This is a genomic window from Bradyrhizobium sp. R2.2-H (assembly GCF_004346455.1).
Lineage (GTDB): Bacteria > Pseudomonadota > Alphaproteobacteria > Rhizobiales > Xanthobacteraceae > Bradyrhizobium > Bradyrhizobium diversitatis.
In genome coordinates this window covers 110,847-123,595 of the sequence record NZ_SMBR01000013.1, presented here as the reverse complement: position 1 = coordinate 123,595, position 12,749 = coordinate 110,847, and the positions used below count along the sequence as shown (strand labels likewise).

Annotated in this window: 14 protein-coding genes; 4 read left to right on the top strand and 10 right to left on the bottom strand. The window is 56.8% G+C overall.

Features of this window, described 5'->3' with window-relative positions:
- The first annotated feature begins 92 nt into the window (after window positions 1-92).
- The 3 genes from EDE08_RS38645 (at window position 93) to EDE08_RS29355 (ending at window position 4,080) form a co-directional block, all read left to right on the top strand.
- Window positions 93-269, top strand: coding sequence for a hypothetical protein (locus EDE08_RS38645; protein WP_165936254.1), 177 nt, complete (start codon window positions 93-95; stop codon window positions 267-269).
- Window positions 266-2,713, top strand: coding sequence for an AAA family ATPase (locus EDE08_RS29360; RefSeq protein ID WP_131872248.1), 2,448 nt, complete (start codon window positions 266-268; stop codon window positions 2,711-2,713). Before EDE08_RS38645 ends, EDE08_RS29360 begins: the two co-directional genes overlap by 4 nt.
- 152 nt (window positions 2,714-2,865) lie before the next feature.
- Window positions 2,866-4,080 carry a YuaX family protein gene (locus EDE08_RS29355; RefSeq protein ID WP_245524908.1) on the top strand — a complete coding sequence of 405 codons (1,215 nt, stop codon included), beginning with the start codon at window positions 2,866-2,868 and terminating at the stop codon, window positions 4,078-4,080.
- Window positions 4,081-4,153: 73 nt separating this feature from the next.
- On the opposite strand, the gene EDE08_RS29350 is transcribed toward EDE08_RS29355, so the two are convergent.
- From EDE08_RS29350 to EDE08_RS29335, 4 genes are all read right to left on the bottom strand, one after another.
- On the bottom strand, window positions 4,154-5,341 hold the full coding sequence (locus EDE08_RS29350) for a restriction endonuclease (RefSeq protein WP_131872246.1): 1,188 nt from the start codon (window positions 5,339-5,341) through the stop codon (window positions 4,154-4,156).
- Window positions 5,342-5,345: 4 nt separating this feature from the next.
- Window positions 5,346-5,945: a mobile mystery protein B gene (locus EDE08_RS29345; RefSeq protein WP_131872244.1), complete on the bottom strand. Its 600-nt coding sequence runs from the start codon at window positions 5,943-5,945 to the stop codon at window positions 5,346-5,348.
- Window positions 5,932-6,396 (bottom strand): mobile mystery protein A, encoded by a 465-nt coding sequence (locus tag EDE08_RS29340; protein WP_131872242.1) that lies wholly within the window; start codon window positions 6,394-6,396, stop codon window positions 5,932-5,934. The genes EDE08_RS29345 and EDE08_RS29340 overlap by 14 nt, the downstream gene beginning before the upstream one ends.
- A 126-nt stretch (window positions 6,397-6,522) precedes the next feature.
- Complete coding sequence (locus EDE08_RS29335; protein WP_131872240.1) at window positions 6,523-7,116, bottom strand: hypothetical protein; 594 nt, start codon at window positions 7,114-7,116, stop codon at window positions 6,523-6,525.
- 86 nt (window positions 7,117-7,202) lie between these two features.
- Between EDE08_RS29335 and EDE08_RS29330 the strand changes: the two genes are divergently transcribed.
- Entirely contained in the window at window positions 7,203-8,198 is a 996-nt protein-coding gene (locus EDE08_RS29330; RefSeq protein ID WP_131872238.1) for an AbiU2 domain-containing protein, read from the top strand.
- A gap of 21 nt (window positions 8,199-8,219) precedes the next feature.
- Here EDE08_RS29330 and EDE08_RS29325 read toward each other — a convergent pair whose 3' ends face one another.
- The 6 genes from EDE08_RS29325 to EDE08_RS29300 form a co-directional block, all read right to left on the bottom strand.
- Entirely contained in the window at window positions 8,220-8,765 is a 546-nt protein-coding gene (locus EDE08_RS29325) for a hypothetical protein (RefSeq protein ID WP_131872236.1), read from the bottom strand.
- Window positions 8,766-8,893: 128 nt separating this feature from the next.
- Window positions 8,894-10,078 carry an HNH endonuclease gene (locus EDE08_RS29320; RefSeq protein ID WP_131872234.1) on the bottom strand — a complete coding sequence of 395 codons (1,185 nt, stop codon included), beginning with the start codon at window positions 10,076-10,078 and terminating at the stop codon, window positions 8,894-8,896.
- 245 nt (window positions 10,079-10,323) lie between these two features.
- A complete protein-coding gene (locus tag EDE08_RS29315; RefSeq protein ID WP_131872232.1) occupies window positions 10,324-10,884 on the bottom strand; it encodes a hypothetical protein in 561 nt (186 codons plus the stop codon).
- Window positions 10,885-10,890: 6 nt separating this feature from the next.
- On the bottom strand, window positions 10,891-11,322 hold the full coding sequence (locus tag EDE08_RS29310; RefSeq protein WP_131872230.1) for a hypothetical protein: 432 nt from the start codon (window positions 11,320-11,322) through the stop codon (window positions 10,891-10,893).
- 13 nt (window positions 11,323-11,335) lie between these two features.
- The gene (locus EDE08_RS29305; RefSeq protein ID WP_131872228.1) at window positions 11,336-11,854 is read right to left on the bottom strand and encodes a hypothetical protein; all 519 of its coding nucleotides are present in this window, start codon (window positions 11,852-11,854) and stop codon (window positions 11,336-11,338) included.
- Window positions 11,820-12,728, bottom strand: coding sequence for an SMODS domain-containing nucleotidyltransferase (locus tag EDE08_RS29300; RefSeq protein WP_283810577.1), 909 nt, complete (start codon window positions 12,726-12,728; stop codon window positions 11,820-11,822). Before EDE08_RS29300 ends, EDE08_RS29305 begins: the two co-directional genes overlap by 35 nt.
- Window positions 12,729-12,749: the final 21 nt, after the last annotated feature.

Here is a 12,749-nt window from a genome sequence, read left to right as displayed (position 1 = left end):
GTATCAGCGCCGCGCATCATCGAATGGCGGCAGAACCTGACCAAGATATCTTTTCGGTAGCGGTAAAACCTACGAATCGCCGACATTGGCTCATGAGCACGTTGCAGAAGACCATTGCAGACAAGTTCCTCGCCAAATTGGCCGAGGACGAGGACTTCGATTCAAGAAAGATCAAACAGATTACCGATCTCTTGGCGGCCGATAAGAAGCCTAAAGCCGACGATTTCGCCAAGGTATTCGCGTCTGATGACGCCGGCGACATCGAATGATCAAGCTCGAGAGCGCCCATATCGAAGAGGTACGTGGTATCCGCAAGCTGGATATCACGTTCGGCAAGGATACGTTCTCGGTATCAGGTCCCAATGGATCCGGTAAGAGCGGCGTGATCGATGCAATCGAGTTCGCGCTCACAGGCAAGATGAGTCGTCTGACTGGTGCGGGCACCAAGGGCCTGTCCGTGGCCGAGCATGGGCCCCATGTCGATAAGACCAAATTTCCGGACGCGGCCTTCGTCAGCCTGACCGTTCATTTCCAGGAACTTGGGAAGACGGCGACCATCACGCGCAAAGTTTCCGCTCCAAAAAAGCCGACGATCAATCCCAACGAACCTGATATCCGGGCGGCCTTCGACGAAATCGCCGAGCATCCCGAAATCACACTGTCGCGCCGCGACATTCTGCGCTTCATCCTGATCGAACCCACCAAACGGTCGGAAGAGATTCAGGCGATCTTGAAGCTTGACGAGATCGGCCAGACGCGCGCAGCCCTGAACACCGCTGCCAACAGACTTCAATCCGCACAAAAGCTCGCGGCGACACAGATCGATACCAGTCGGGACACGCTGCAGCGACACCTGCAGATTGCGGAATTCCGCGCGCCTGACCTCCTCAGCGCGGTCAATGCGCGGCGAAAGGCTCTCGGGCTGCCGGAGATCGCGACGCTTGCAGCGGATACCAAGCTCGATGCGGGACTTTCCGGCGGCGATAAGCTGCCGGAGTTCAACAAGGCATCCCAATTGCGCGATCTTGATGCTCTTTCCGGCGCCTTGGAGAAGATTGGGCCTGCCGGCGCAGAACCCGCCACAGTCATTCTGGCAGCAATCGCCCGTCTTGAAGCCGATCCCTCGCTCCTAGATACATTTCAGCGCCGCGCTCTGATCGAGAAGGGACTTGAACTGTTGGACGGCGCCGAGTGTCCACTCTGTGATCGCTCCTGGGATGACGAAGATCACTTGCGCAAGCATCTGGAAACGAAGCTGTCGAAATCTGGAGAAGCCGCCAAGCTTCAAGCCGAGATGCTCGGCGCTGGTTCGACCCTCGCACAGTACAGCGCGCGGTTGAGCGGGCTCATTGCGCCAGTTGCCAAAATCGCAGCCGGGCACAATGATGCCGCCCGCCTGCTGCTCGATCGCTGGGCGCAGGATCTTGAGACCCTCAGAGGCGGTCTCTCAGACCTGCAGGGCCTTGTCGGCATCAAATCGCGGCTTGAACGCGGCTGGCATGGTCTACCGGGTCAGCTCGCCGCAATGTTGGTTGCTATTAAAGCGGCCGTGGACGCGAAACCCGACCAGACAGCCCATGTAGACGCGCATACCTTTCTTACGACGGCACAGTTGCGCCTCGATGATTATCGCGACGCGATGCGTAAAGGCACCGCAGCCCAAAAAGCAGCCAGGCTCGGCAAAGCCGCTTATGACGCCTACTGCGATGTCATGGAGACCGAGCTCAATGCGCTCTATGACAGCGTTGAGAAGGACTTCAGCACTTACTATAAGGCTGTTAACGAAGACGACGAAGTGAAATTCACGGCAAAGCTCAGACCAAGCGAGGGCAAGCTGGATTTCAACGTAAATTTTTACGAGCGCGGCCTGTTTCCGCCGGGTGCCTATCACAGCGAAGGCCATCAGGACGGGATGGGCGTGTGCCTCTATCTGGCACTCATGAAGCGTCTGTTTGGCGATCGCTTCACGCTTGCATTGCTCGACGACGTGGTCATGTCGGTCGACTCCGGACATCGCTATCAATTCTGCAAGCTGCTAAAATCGTATTTCCCCAACACCCAGTTCATCATTACGACTCATGACCGCCTTTGGGCGGAGCAGATGCGCTCGGCTGGCCTGGTCACCACCAAGACATCGCTCGCATTTCACAGCTGGACTGTTGATACAGGACCGCTTGTTGAGTCAAATGAAGAAATCTGGGATGAAATCGCGGCAGCACTTTCGCGCGGCAAGGTCGAAACTGCCGCGCATGGATTGCGGCATCATCTTGAATATGCGTCTCGGCACCTTGCAGACCAGCTGGCGGCGCGGCCGGCATTCCGCAGCGACGGAAATTACGAGCTCGGTGAACTCCTGCCGAGCGTTCTGGTTCGCATGAGAGAACTCTGCGGCAAAGCTGCGGACGCCGCCCAATCCTGGGGCAATACCGCGGCAAAAGAAGAGGCTCTTAGTCGCAAGACGGCGCTGTCCGAGTCAAACGGCGCACGCAGCGTTGAACAGTGGGCCGTCAACAAGGCGGTGCATTACAACGAATGGGCCAATTTCGGCAAAAAGGATTTTGAACCCGTCATCGCGGCGTTCAAAAGCCTGCTCGAATGCTTTCGCTGCGATGACTGCGGCTCGTGGCTTTACGCTTCGCCCAAACCAATCCCAGAGTCTCTGCGTTGCGCCTGCAACAAGGTGACCCTAAATCTCAAATCGAAACCCAAATAGACGCGTATTTTTCGTAAGATACATTATCACCCTCGCAATTCTCTGTCTGGAACAATCACTTACGAGCACCAAACCTTCACTTGTTCAGTTGCTGATGTCTCCCTTCAATATCGGGATCAGGTCATGCTGCGGCGTGATTCACAGGAGCATCCATGGGGTTCAAGATCACGGGACTAGATGACCTTCAGCGCGAGATGACGCTTCTCAGCCAGGTCGCCGAAGCGCTCGACGGGAAGCTCACGACGGCCAACTTTGATCCTTATGATCAAACGAGCGTGGAGCGCGCCATCGCCGACATGAAACTGGCGATTGACCAAAAGGTGAGCGGCTTTCGGAGCAGCACCATGGTCGATAACCTCGTGGCTGAGCTCAAGCAGAAATATGAAGAAGACATTCTAGCGCGTGCAGCAGCAGCGAGACTAACGGACGGAGGCAAGACGGTGGGCGGAAATGTGGACCAAGGCATTTTCAGGCAGATCGAAAACACCGTGAACGACCTGCGCTCGGCCGAATTCAATACGTTCGACCGGCACATCAAAAAGCTGTCGCGCCTGCTTCATTCGGAAACGCTCGAACCGATTTCGAGCGCTCTGATTGCGGATGTCGATCTCGATGCCTGGATCAAGTCAGGAGAAGCGACACAAGGCGGCATGGTCGGTACCGCCACGCTGGAATGGCCGAGCGATCAGCAAAAAGAGCTCGGTCTGGTCATTCTCCTGATCGACAGATTCGCCCGGACCCCTGACGCGGCCATGGATTTCTCGCACAAGTTTTACTATGCCGGGAACAAGCTGACGGCCAATGTGCAGAACATGGCCGCACAGATGATCGTACCGTTTGCGCGGGATTACATCGAGCATGTCAAGACGGCCACGGGTACGATAGAAGCCACTCTGCTGCCGGTCCGCTCTGGTCCGGCGGCACGCAAGGTCTTCATCGTCCACGGCCACGATGAGGGCGCGCGCGAGTCCGTCGCCCGATTTCTTGAACAGCTCGGGTTTGAGGCGATCATTCTGCACGAACAGGCCAACCAAGGCCGCACCATCATTGAGAAGATTGAAGCACACGGCGAAGTCGGCTTTGCCGTTATTTTGCTGACGCCAGATGACATCGGCGGCATGAAGAACAGTGATGATCTCCAGCCCCGCGCGCGTCAGAACGTTTTGCTCGAATTAGGGTATTTCATCGGCCGCCTTGGACGAGCACGCGTCTGCGCGCTCAAGCGCGGCGATATCGAGGTACCCTCCGACTTTGGAGGCGTTGTCTATGAACCATTCGATGCCGGCGGCGCGTGGAAACAGGCCCTGAGCCGTGAATTGCAGGCTGCGGGATTCGATATTGATTGGAATGTCGCTATGAAGAGATAACTACTTGCGGGCATCGAGACAGTGCAAGCGTGGGTGCCAATGATCGCAAATTCATATTCGCGCAGTTGCACGTTCACGGACCGAGCGCTTCATCGCGAGGAAATTTCTTCACTCTCGCTTCCGGGTTCGCTTCCGCATGCCGCGCCGACCATTGCCCGATAGTACAGAGCCTCACTCGTCGGTAGTCACGAAATGGACCTCGCACTGGATCGAACTCGCCCACGTAAATGTGCGGGCCTTCAAACCACTCATCGCCCTTGTCGTCGATGTCGATGACCGATTCGTATGGAAGTACCAGGTACTCCTCAAACCATGCCCTGTTTTTCTCCGGCAGCGCGTCCCAAATGGTCATAGCATTGGCACGTGCGGCCGCGGCTTGATTCATAAGTTTCTCGTCGTCCTCCGTGCGCCAGGGATTTTTGTGCGGGGCGGAGTCGTCCATGCATTCGGCAAAATCCCAAGCCACGCCATCATCATCGATGAATGCGAGATGGCGGTGTCTTAGGACGTGCAGTCCGTCATGGTGACAGCCTTCGTACCGATAGATGCACCATCGTCTTGCCCTGAGCTTCTCACGCTGTGTTTCATCGGCATATGGATAGCGGTCATCGCTGGCGTCTCTCAACAGCACTTCCAGGCCGATGCTCTGCAGCAATCGTTGCACCTTACGTTTGACTACCAGCTTTCGGCGCACCTCTGCGCTTAGCGAACGCTGGCGAATCCGTTTTGACACACCAAAGAACGTGAACAACACGTCGTCATTCTTGGGTTGGTAGAGCATATCTTCCAACTCGCCCTTGCCCCAAAGATATGCTTCCTGGAATCCACGCTCCTGGGTCCTGGTTCGGAAAGCATCGCGCGCTGCTTTGGAGAAATCACATGCGGCGGCGAAGATGATTCCATAGAGCTGTTGGCCGCGAGGAAGCGCATCCAGATATGCCGCCAGCTTTTTCGGCGGAATGGATTTTTCGCGTTTACATTGAATTAGCCAGACGCGGTCCTTTACGTCGCTATCGGTTCGGCTCTCGCTGCCATCATCATCGTCGTCGTCATCAATTCCACCGCCGAAGTCACCTTGCACAGCTTCATAGCCGCGCGCGTCGAAGCCTTCATCACTCCCGGTTCGCCCCGTAGCCTCAAGCTCACGCCATTGCCTGAAATCGTAGAGGAGACGGCGCACCAAGTCTTCAAACCGGTGGGGCTCCAGATCCTCGAAATGCAAAGGTCCGGTCGTTTTCGTCGGAATCGACTTCGTTACCATCCCTTCACGACCTCACGAACTTCATAAGCGGAGCGAAATCGTGATTGTCCGCTGCCTGGAGGGCGGCGACATAGGCGTCGCGCAATGCGCCAGTTTCGTGAATGGTGCCGCTGCCCCAAGTAAAGGCCTTGCCGCCGAGCTTTTCGATCAACAAATCGGCCATCATACGCGCATGCCGGCCATTGCCGTTCGGGAAGCCATGAATCTGCGTCAGGCGATGATGCAGCCGCACCGCGATTTCATCGGGCGGGAAGGTCTTATTTTCTACCCAGAAGCGCACGTTATCGAACATCACCGGCATTTCGGCGGCAACCAGATGTGGATCGATGCCGATGTTCAGTTCCTTCTGTCGATACTTTCCCGCCCACTTCCACACTTCGCCGAACATCTGCTTGTGCAGATTCTTCGAAAAGCCTTCGTCGAGCAGCGCCTCGGCGCCACCGCGGCGACGGCCTCCCCACACCGCTCCTTTTAGGATGTTTCCTTCCTCGGCTTCATTGAGGTCGGCGCGCGTTGTGACCCATGTCTGAATCAGGTCGCCGCGCAGCGCCGGATCGAGCGGCGTCGCGTCGTTCGGCTCCTGAAACAGATCAGTCTCGGTCATTCCAGAGATCCCGCTCCTTCACATTGTCGCGGATATAGGCGTCAATCCGCTCGTCCGTGTTGCTGTCGGCCGTCTCTTGGGCTTCGAGCCTCATCGTGTGCGCAACCCGGCCGAGCTCGCGCTTTGCGATCTTGCGCGCCCGCCCGAGTACGGCGCCTTCAAGGGAGTCGTTTGGTACGAGCGCATAGACAAGCGTGCAGTCGAGGGCTTCTGCTGCGCGCCGCAGCGTCTTCAACTGAATGCTGCCACTCTCTTCCGATTGCTCCAACGTCTCGACGCTCTGCGGACGGACAGCGAGCCTTCGTGCAAATTGCACGCCCGTCATGCCGAGTGCATCACGGATGGCTCGCACCCACCCTTTCGGCGGCGCGTGGAACCGCTCCACGGGCTTGAGCCCCTGGAGACGATCGTCGAGCCTTTCTCGGGCGCGGTGACGTGTACCGATTTTCATAGTGTAGCCCGATTCCAGAAGTCTATTTTCAGGTTATAGCCTTGGCTCATTGCCATAATATCAGGTCACAGGCTGATATTCTATTAATAAAATCAGGTTCTAGCCTGCTCGATAAACCTTTGAAATTCAAAAGGGGAGCTGGCTTCTGTCAATTCCAGCCGCGAACCTAAGGGCGTTCTTGGCCCAGGCGTCCCCCTCACGCGCCGCCAGTTCCAATGCCACCGGACCAGTCAGCAGCCAGGATGGCAGCCGCGGCTGACCACGCTGGGCGGCATACTTCGCGCGGCATCCGGCAACGAAGCGATCCTTCCGCGGCATCACGTCGGGAAAGGATTGGAGCTGTACGGCGGGATCGTAACGCATATGCGTGCGATACCGCAGATACACCGGTAACCCATCAGAGAGCTGCCATGCCACCAGTGGCATGGCGGCCGCCGCGAAGGACGAGCCGTGCGGCAGATAATGCGGCCCGAGATCGACAATAGTATCCTGAACCTCGACCCAGAAATGCGAGGGCTGGTCGTTACCGTAGCCAAACCCCTGCAGACCGGCTCGCTCCCCCGAGCGGGCAACAACGAACGCTACGAAATCCCCGCCGGCAAGGCGGGCGTCGAAACCTTCATCCTGCAACAACGCAAACACGGCAAAAGCCGCATAGAGGCAACGCTTGTCAAAATCATCCCCGAACTCACTGCGGAGCGCCTTGTCCACAATTGCCAATGTTCGCACTATCGCGCTTTCGATTCGCATTCTTCGAGTATAGCGCCGTACGCAGGTATTGGTCTCCGTTTTGAACGAACTCTTTGATGATGATCGTGCTGCCGTCACGCTATATGCTGGCCCCGATGACCGAAGACAATGAGACGCCGCTATCGCAATGCGATGTGCCGCCTGAGCGAAGACCGGCTCTGGAGTCTTATCGTGGCAAACGCAGGGTATGGCTGAGTTGGATAGATACGGACGAACATCACGGGATCTGGCAGACCCTATCTGCAATGGTGTGGACGGACGTCTCATTCCGGACGCTGACGCAATTCGCCATCGATGATGAGACCAGCTGCCTTGGCAATTCACTGGTTGCCGAGGCAATCATAAACGGCCATGTCGCAACGCAAGTGCTGGCCATACGCCGTCTCGTAGATAGCGGCTCCGATGTTATTTCCCTGCGGCGCCTCATCAAGGATGTGCGGCGAAATTTCAGTCTGTTCACGCGGGAAAACTACGTCTGCCACGACGGGCTGCCCTACGACTATGCAGCGGTCCAACACAACGAAATGCTGGAACGCGTGGGCTCCGGAGCGTTTTGGGGCCATACATCTGGTCCAAAGGCGTGGGGCACCTCGCAAATGGCTCACGAACAATTCGACAGACTGTCAGGCATTGCGTCGACCAACCGCAACCGCGAGGATCGATTGCCGTTGGCCCTCATCGATACGGTTGAAGGCTGGCTGAACAATAGCGGCGCGGACGAACTCGCGAAATGGAGCCACGCGTATCTTGCCCACGCCGGCACACCGCAGAAACGTGAAGAAGTGGCTCATCTGCTGGTTACAACGAATAAGATAACCAAGGCGATTAAGGCGCTGGCGCGCGTTACCGAAGCGATGTCCGCTTATATTCTGTTCGCGAGCGGGCGGTTGAACGGCCTGATGCCAACCGCACAGTTCGATCAGTTTGAAAAACTCGATCAACCGGTCATGCGCGCCGATCGCGTAGACCAGGCCTACATCCTCTGGGATAAGCTCAGCTCAGAAAGCGATTCCTGCCTTGAAGATGTTGGCCGCGATCTGACCCGGACCTAAGCGGGTGCCTGACCCCACAAGTCAGGGGCTGGGCACGGTTATGCTATGCGCGAACTGCGCCAAATCTACGGGGCGCGCAAAGTTCTCGGTCAGGAACTTGAGTACCTTCACATTGAGCTTCAGCGCCCAGTCACGCACTGGATCGGTAAAGGCCTTGTCCTCGTCGCGCGGCACCCCCTCCAGCTTCACATCGAGCTGGATATGCACTTTGTTGCGGTACTCGCGCAATTTATCCAACTCGTCGTAGATGTCGGCACCGGCCTTATCGAGAATCTTGTATTTCTTCATCACGTCAATGATCGCCTTGAAGCGCTCGACCTTCTTGCCCTCGATTTCCGCTCGGTCCTCCTCGGAAATGTTCGGCACACCCTCGCGGTTGAAATTCTGCGCACGGTAAATGATCTCCCAGAGCGCCGCTTCGGTAATTGCACCGGCCTGCAAGACCATCAGCTTGTTGAACGTGCTGCCCGACTCCGCGAGCTTGCAGAGCTGGCCGGCGTTATAGACCATATTGTCGCCGACCTTGAAGTCGCCGATAAAGCGGCAGCTGATTTTCTCGGTTTTCATTGGATGTCTCCTTAGCACAGGACGCGCCGGCTTTGTAGCTGCCCGAGCTCTGCTCGCTTGCGCTCACCGGTATCCGTTGCCAGCCAGGCCGGAACGGCGGCCATAGGGTGACCATCCCTCGCGCCAAGCTAGCAAGGAGGCAATCGGGATGGGTCGGTCCTACGGGCCTCGAGAGCTGCCAAGGCAGGCCATTCCTTTTCCCCGAGTTGGTGGGCCAAATAAGCTAGCAGCGGGATGGGTCCGATAGCGGTCGCGGCCGATGGCACCGTGATCCAGACGAGTCCATCGTCATATCCTGCGTCAACAGCAGGAAGACTACTTGTATCAACGCTTATAACCACCGTCATTGACTTGGCCGAAGGAGCAACGACCGTCAGCGATATGACATCGCCTGATCGTTTGATTAGAAGCACCCATCCGCCGGTCCAAGTGAGGGTACTTTCCGCTCCACCCAATCCAGCATTTTGCAGGAAGCCGGAGCCACGCACCGGGATTTGCCGGCGCTTGGCTACGTCTGCTTCCCGGAAGCCCCTTCGTAGTTGGCCTGCATACTCGGTCGAAAGAAACGGTGCACCGAAAAGCTTGTAGCCCAGGGCGAGCCCGAGCTTTGCCAGCATACGCGTGCCGAGATCTGGCCGTATGGTCGCACGAGCCCGAAAGTTCGTACCGTTCCGCCCAGCCTCCAAGATCGGGTCTACGACTTTCATGTCTGCGTCATGAACCGGGTTTCCGCGGTCGAGCGCATTGAATGATTTCTCCAGGCCCTGCGCGACCTCCATATTGACGAGGACGCGTTCGGCGTTTTTGAAGTGAGCCTTGAATGATGACAGACTGATCCAAATCCAGAATGGCTCCTGCGAGGTTAGGGCCATGTACGCCCGTCCCGCTGCCCTTTTCTTTGCCCGTGGATCACCGCCTACATAGTTGGCCCACAATTCCTCTTTGTCCTTCGGGCGAATGTGGACGACGTTCGCACCGCAGGGACCTGTCCAGAATTCAGCTGTTTCGTCTTCGGAAGTGGCGGCCTCGGGCAGTTTGCCTATATAATCAAGCGGCAGCACGCCGAGCGGGGCTTTTATTTCTGGAGAGAGATAATCACGAGCTCCCGTCGCACGTTCGGCGTTTCCGATCCAGCTCCGGATGAAGGAGCCATCGACAAATACGCCGGACAGACTGTTGCAAGGCTGGCAGACATCATTGGTTCGCCAAATCTCCGGCGTTAGAAAATCTCCGCCCAGCCCATCCGGCCAAATGTGCTCATCGGAAAATTCGTTGCCGCCCTTCTTCTGGCCGCAATAGATGCACGTCTTCATATCGGTCTCTCGGGTTCTGTCGGGGCGATCCCTCGCCTCTCATCAGAGCGGTCATCGTTCTGACACCGGGCCTTTTCCCTAGCCAGAATCAAGCGGAGGTTATCGCAGCGCAGGGCTGTATTCATAGATCGAGATCGGTTTCTATCCGCACAGATTGTGATGCCTGCTCTTCGGTCTTTCATCGATCTTCGTTGAGCGATACCTAGAGGCCCGACTATTCATGCCTGCTGGCCCGCTTGGGGCGGTTAAAAATCAAGTCGCGTGCGCACGGTGATCGGCAGAATGCGCCACCTCGGCTTTGGCTCCATCGTCCAGTACATGACAGCAACCTTCGCGTACCGCTTTCGGCTCCGCGCTGGCTGGTAAATCAAGAACCTGCCCATACTCGTCTCGCCAGCACCGACGGCCAACTCGAATGGCATCGCCGTATGATGATCTTTGACCGTGATCTCTTTCGGCAGAATGCGACCACCCATGCCGTCATCGACACTCGCTTGGCCGAGATCGCCGAGGCGAAAGTCGGGAAGACCAATGCTGAGCTTCTCAACTTTGATGTCGAGATGAGACGGGTTCTTCACGCTTACGGTGGCCAGCAGCCATTCCGAGCTACCCGTCGCAGCCAATTCGATCCAAGCAGTCACGCGCTCGGCATTGATCGTGCGGCGCGACATTCGCCAAGAAACAAAAAAGCTGCTCAGCGAGACTGCAAGCGCTAGGGCCGAGATGAGTGGAGTTATCCAACTCGGCATTGCCGTGATCCATGCAGGCATCGCGTCGACTCGATCAGTTCGGCTGAAGCGCAGCAAGCATGCTCATATTTTGAACCGCCAGTGCATTGTTCTCGGACGCGCTTTTGGAAACTCCCAGATGGCGCTTGGGAGTTTATAGGTCAGCCTCATGTAGCGCTTAAATATGGGCTCCATTCCCTCGAAAATTTCAAGGATTTCGCAACCTGCATTGGGAAAGCCGCTGCTTTTTATTCCACAAATAGAATTGTGCATGACGTTGAGCTGGCCCAGTATATCAGTACCAAAGAGAAATTTTGCTCGCGTTAGAATGTCGTTAAACTCGATCAGTTCGGCACGTTTGGTGTCGCGGGCCGCGATTGCGAACCGCTGCAAATCGACATACACTTGATATCGTTTTTCGAAGAGATCGATATTCAGTTTGTGGCGCGCGGCCCACCACTGAAGAAAAGCAATGGCCACTCCAACTGCTGCAACAATAGGAACGATAGCATCCATCCTGAGACCCCTTCTAGCTGGAGCTTGAGCCGGGCGGCTGGCCCAAGTCGTGATCGTGCGTATAGGTCCCACTCTCGATTTGCTGGCGTGCCCGCTTGAAGGACCAATTTGGCGGAGCTAACACGCGAGTGCGCGCCTTTTCCATGCGCGCCATTAATGCGTGCACCTCGGCTTCGAATTCAGCGATGGGCTTTTGCGATCCGATAAGCTTCGCCTGCCGGAAGCGTTCGCGCAAATTCATGAACTCGCCCGCCAGCTTCTCATAGTCCTTGATGGTATCTTCGAGATTGATCGCCTTGAACACCGGCGGAAGCACCGTGGCGAGGAGCGTAAAGACCGCCGCCCACCCGGTACCATCCGCCAGCAGCTTCCAGGTCGCCAGGGCGCCGAAGACGATCGGCGCGACAACGAAGAAAATCCGCGTCCAGCGCAGAACTTTTAACCAAACGATAAAACTGACAGCAGTGTCGCGGCAATTCTCGAACTGCCGCTCACATTCATCCGTCAGCGCTTCTACGAGCTTGTCGGTCACGATGATAACGGGATCGCACTGCCGAAAATCGCTTGCCACTCTTCACCGGCGAGGATCTGGTATTCGCTCTTTCGTGCTCGCATGCCGTCACGGCATGCTTGTGGGCCCGTTGCGCCTTGAATACCCATTCGTCACCGAGCCAGATCATCTCGCCCGTACTGGGCATGAAGATGTGGGTATTGGCGCGCCCGGTCAGAAACGCGAAGAAATCGCGAACCATCCAATCGTACCAGAAATGATCTTTCTGATTGTTAGACCATGTCCCCAAGAATTCGATGGCCAGCCGCTCAAGCTGGAAGGACTTCAGCGGCACATTATGCTCGCGCTGCCACTGTTTCATCATGCGAGCAAGAGCGCGAGTATTGCCGACGCAATAGCTATCGGAAGCACTGAGCGACTGCTCTTCGGCCTCCGCGGTTGAGATGGTGTAACGTCCGCCATTGTTCGTGTCGCATACCAAGATACTGCCGTCGGTGCAGCGGAAACCCGGCGCCACCTCGATGGGCGTTTGATTGAAGGGAATGGCAACAACCTGACCGTCGCCCCTCATGCTGGTCTGCGAATAGGTGCCGAGCAGGACATTCTTGACTTCCTGCAGGAGCGCGGACTGCCGATTGCCGGTCCGGGCCTGATACTGGGTGTAGACGCTCGCCGGTAGCAAGAAAAGGATATCGACATCGCGAGATGGCCGAACTCGGGTCGCCTTGCCCCATGAGCCGATCAAAATGCTGTTCGCCGTCTCGGAGGAGACGTCATAGTAGTGACGATTGAGGCAGGCGCGCACGCCGCCTTGCTTGGTATTGCCGTCGTCGAGCTGAGCTTGGGTGATAGCCAGATTGTCCATGAAGGCTCGAAAGCGAGCACGGACATAAATCCATTGCAGGAGCGGCTCGGC